General features: G+C 57.3%; 2 protein-coding genes. Both read right to left on the bottom strand.

Going from position 1 to position 4,588, the window contains the following annotated elements; all coding sequences use genetic code 11:
- On the bottom strand, nucleotides 1–2,174 hold a 2,174-nt coding region (locus tag ACFVSO_RS23760; protein ID WP_387478397.1), incomplete at its 3' end, for a collagen-like protein.
- Between the two features lie 1,307 nt (nucleotides 2,175–3,481).
- Nucleotides 3,482–4,588, bottom strand: a 1,107-nt coding sequence (locus tag ACFVSO_RS23765; protein WP_483875073.1) for a collagen-like domain-containing protein, incomplete at its 5' end; no start/stop codon positions are given.

The following is a 4,588-nucleotide window of genomic DNA, read 5'->3' on the forward strand; positions in this document are numbered from 1 at the left end:
GTGAAGCCGTCTTCGCCAGTTGGCCCAATGGTTCCGGTTGGTCCAGTAGCGCCATCCGCGCCAGTTGGCCCTGTGGGTCCGGTAGCTCCAGTGGCTCCATCGGCACCCGTTGGCCCTGTCGGCCCTGTTGGTCCGGTAGTGCCGTCTTCGCCAGTAGGCCCAGTTGGACCGGTAGCTCCGGTTGGTCCAGTAACGCCATCTGCGCCAGTAGGCCCTGTTGGTCCGGTGGCTCCAGTAGCGCCGTCCGCACCCGTTGGCCCAGTTGGACCGGTAGCTCCGGTGGCGCCATCCGAGCCGGTTAGCCCAGTGGTTCCGGTTGGTCCAGTAGCGCCGTCCGCACCCGTTGGTCCTGTCGATCCGGCAGCTCCAGTAGCGCCATCCACACCAGTTGGTCCTGTCGATCCGGCAGCTCCAGTAGCGCCATCCACACCAGTTGGTCCTGTCGGTCCGGTAGCTCCAGTAGCGCCGTCCTCACCAGTTGGCCCAGTGGTTCCGGTTGGTCCAGTGGCGCCGTCTGTACCAGTTGGCCCAGTGGCTCCGGTAGCGCCATCAACGCCAGTTAGCCCTGTTGGACCGGTAGCTCCGGTGGCACCGTCCGCACCAGTTGGTCCTGTCGATCCGGTAGCTCCAGTAGCACCGTCAGCGCCAGTTGGCCCTGTTGAACCGGCAGCTCCAGTAGCGCCATCCACACCAGTTGGCCCTGTCGGTCCGGTAGCTCCAGTAGCGCCGTCCTCACCAGTTGGCCCTGTCGGTCCGGTAGCTCCAGTAGCGCCAGTTGACCCAGTGGCGCCGTCTGTACCAGTTGGCCCAGTTGGTCCGGTGGCTCCAGTAGCGCCATCAACGCCAGTTAGCCCTGTTGGACCGGTAGCTCCGGTGGCACCGTCCGCACCCGTTGGTCCTGTCGATCCGGTAGCTCCAGTAGCGCCGTCCGCGCCAGTTGGTCCTGTGGTTCCGGTTGGTCCAGTGACGCCGTCTTCGCCAGTTGGCCCGGTGGTTCCGGTTGGTCCAGTGGCTCCGGTAGCGCCATCAACGCCAGTTAGCCCTGTTGGACCGGTAGCTCCGGTGGCACCGTCCGCACCAGTTGGTCCTGTCGATCCGGTAGCTCCAGTAGCACCGTCAGCGCCAGTTGGTCCTGTCGATCCGGTAGCTCCAGTAGCACCGTCTGTACCAGTTGGCCCTGTGGTTCCGGTTGGTCCAGTAGCGCCATCCACACCAGTTGGCCCTGTGGGTCCGGTAGCGCCAGTAACGCCATCTGCGCCAGTTGGCCCAGTGGGCCCAGTTGGTCCGGTAGCTCCAGTAGCACCTTCTTCGCCAGTTGACCCTGTGGGTCCGGTTGGTCCGGTAGCGCCGTCCGCGCCAGTTGGCCCTGTGGTTCCGGTTGGTCCAGTAGCACCGTCCGCACCAGTTGGTCCCGTCGGCCCTGTAGCTCCAGTAACGCCATCCGCGCCGGTTGGCCCTGTAGCTCCAGTGGCTCCAACGGCACCAGTTGACCCTGTCGGACCGTTTGGTCCGGTAGCGCCGTCTACGCCAGTTGTTCCCGTCGGCCCGGTTGGTCCAATAGCGCCGTCCGCGCCAGTGGGCCCCGTTGGTCCGGCAGCTCCAGTAGCGCCGTCCACACCAGTTGGCCCCGTCGGTCCGGTTGGTCCAGTGGCGCCGTCTGTACCAGTTGGCCCTGTGGTTCCGGTTGGTCCAGTAGCGCCATCCACACCAGTTGGCCCTGTCGGTCCGGTAGCTCCAGTAGCGCCGCCCGCGCCAGTTGGTCCCGTCGGTCCAGTGGCACCGTCCGCACCAGTTGACCCAGTGCTTCCGGTTGGTCCAGTAGCGCCATCCACACCAGTTGGCCCTGTCGGTCCGGTAACTCCAGTAGCGCCGTCCGCGCCAGTTGGTCCCGTCGGTCCAGTGGCACCGTCCGCACCAGTTGACCCAGTGGTTCCGGTTGGTCCAGTAGCGCCGTCCGTACCAGTTGGCCCTATCAGTCCGGTGGCTCCAGTAGCGCCATCCGCGCCGGTTGGCCCTGTAGCTCCTGTGGTTCCATCGGCACCAGTTTGGCCCGTGGTTCCGGTTGGTCCAGTAGCGCCATCAACGCCAGTTGGTCCCGTCGGACCGGTACTTCCAGTAGCGCCGTCTGCGCCAGTTGGTCCTGTCGATCCAGTAGCTCCAGTAGCGCCGTCCATACCAGTTGGCCCCGTCGGACCGGTAGCACCGGTGGCTCCATCTGTACCAGTTGACCCCGTCGGTCCAGTAGCTCCACTTGCACCAGTAACGCCAGTCGGACCCGTTGGTCCAGTGGGGCCTGGATTTTCGATCTCTAAGCGAACAATTGCCGACCCTTCCGAAACCTCAATTTGAATTGTGTCAGATTCAAAAATAACTTGTTCTCTATAACCGACTTGTGCTGAACCTACAGGGCCAATCACATAGAAAAGGGGATCAACGTCTATTATACCTGTTGGTCCCGTCGCGCCAGTTGCACCAGTAACTCCTGTTGCACCTCTTTTTCCTCGCTTACCTCGGCTTCCCGTTTCACCTCTTGGTCCAGTGGGTCCGGTTGGACCTTCGATACAACATTTTGGTATTTTCTTTTTTGCTGTGCATGGAATGTTTCTTCGGAGTGTCTTTTTCTTTTTCGAAAGTTTTTTGCATGTACTTTTGGGAAAGCGGGTATGTGATACATTATCTGAGTTATCGTTCATGATCCTCCCCGTCCTTCGTTATATTCGCCTATGTATCATATGAACGTGTAAGAGAAATTGGGAAAGAATTCTACAAGGAAATGAAGCAGGGGAGGGGATTTTGGCAGGGAAATGAATGGCTAGGCAAGACAAAGACCCTCAATAATAGAGGGTCTTGAAGGTAACTGTAATTATGCGATTTGATGAATAGACCAAACGATTCCCTCGTTAGTGGTTCCTCCTAGAGATAGACCAATTGTCAGTCCGTTAGATACATAGACAAGACCCACAGTGTCATTTGCGTTAAATAAAACATCGCCTGCTATTGTAACTGCTCCACTTCCTAAAATAGTCCTCAAACTTAACAACAACGCAATATTGACATTTAAAATAGGGAAGTCCGCTACAATGAGATCTGTTGTGCCAGGTGATGTGCGTCTAACTCGGAAAGAGGGGAAGATACCTGCTCCTAATGCTATTGATATAACAGCTGTAGTTGTGTGATTAATAGTTGCTTTTATGGAGTACCTTCCGCTAATTCGCTTCTAAATTACATATAATAAATTAAGTCAATTAGAAAAAATAGCGGATTGTGCTGAAGGAGGGGAGGGGACAGGTCTTGCAATTTTTCTGTCTGATTAAATGGGACCGCAATATTATTGATCAAAAATGATAAGTTCGGTAAAGAAGGTTGCTTTGAGAGAAAAGGATGTCTTATTTCATATACACAAAAGGCCCTTGGTCTCTCTATTAGAGGACCAAGGGCCATCAAGTTTAGTGATTATTGAACTGGCAGAGCTAAAAATAGATTAAGCAAGTTGGTTAATGGACCAGTAGACGCCGCTGCCTGCTCCTCCTAAATCCAGTGCAAGAGTTAATCCATCGGAGACATAGAACAATCCAACAGTTTCTCCAGCTGTAAGTTCGACTTCGCCAGCCAAAGTAACTGTGCCATTACCAAGTACAGCGCGTAATGTCAGGACCAAGACGACGTTGACGTTCAGTACAGGGAAAAGACCTGTAATAAGATCTGTTGCGTCAGTAATTCTGCGTACGACAAAGGCTGGGTCAATACCGGGTCCTAAGTTAATTGTAATGGCGGCTGTTGTTGTATAACCAATTGTCGCAGTAATTAGATATCTGCCAGTTGTAGGAACAGTGTATACTCCAGTTACTGGGTTGAAGCTAGGGTCAGCAAAATAAGGGTCAGTCACAGTCCAGTTAACAATTTGTTGCGAAGCGGCAACACCAGCGGCTGTAGTTAAAGCAGAGAATCCTTCTGAAGTTACCGTAGGTCCGGTTGCTCCTGTAGCACCCGTCGCACCATCGGCACCCGTAGGTCCAGTCGGGCCAGTAGCGCCATCCGCGCCAGTAGCCCCGTCAGCCCCCGTAGGTCCAGTCGGGCCAGTAGCACCATCCGCGCCAGTAGCCCCGTCAGCCCCCGTAGGTCCAGTTGGTCCGGTTGCGCCATCCGCGCCAGTAGCCCCGTCAGTACCTGTCGGTCCAGTAGCTCCGTCAGCACCTGTAGCACCCGTCGCACCGTCAGCCCCCGTCGGTCCAGTAGGTCCGGTTGCTCCATCCGCGCCAGTAGCCCCGTCAGCACCTGTAGGTCCAGTCGCGCCATCTGCGCCAGTAGCACCCGTCGCACCGTCAGCCCCCGTAGGTCCAGTCGGTCCGGTTGCGCCATCTGCGCCAGTAGCACCCGTCGCACCGTCAGCCCCCGTAGGTCCAGTCGGTCCGGTTGCGCCATCTGCGCCAGTAGCACCTGTAGCTCCGTCAGCACCTGTAGGCCCGGTCGCGCCATCTGCGCCAGTAGCACCTGTAGCCCCGTCAGCACCTGTAGGTCCAGTCGCGCCATCTGCGCCAGTAGCCCCGTCAGCACCTGTAGGTCCAGTCGCGCCATCTGCGCCAGTAGC

Source organism: Paenibacillus sp. NPDC057967, assembly GCF_042887015.1.
Lineage (GTDB): Bacteria > Bacillota > Bacilli > Paenibacillales > Paenibacillaceae > Pristimantibacillus.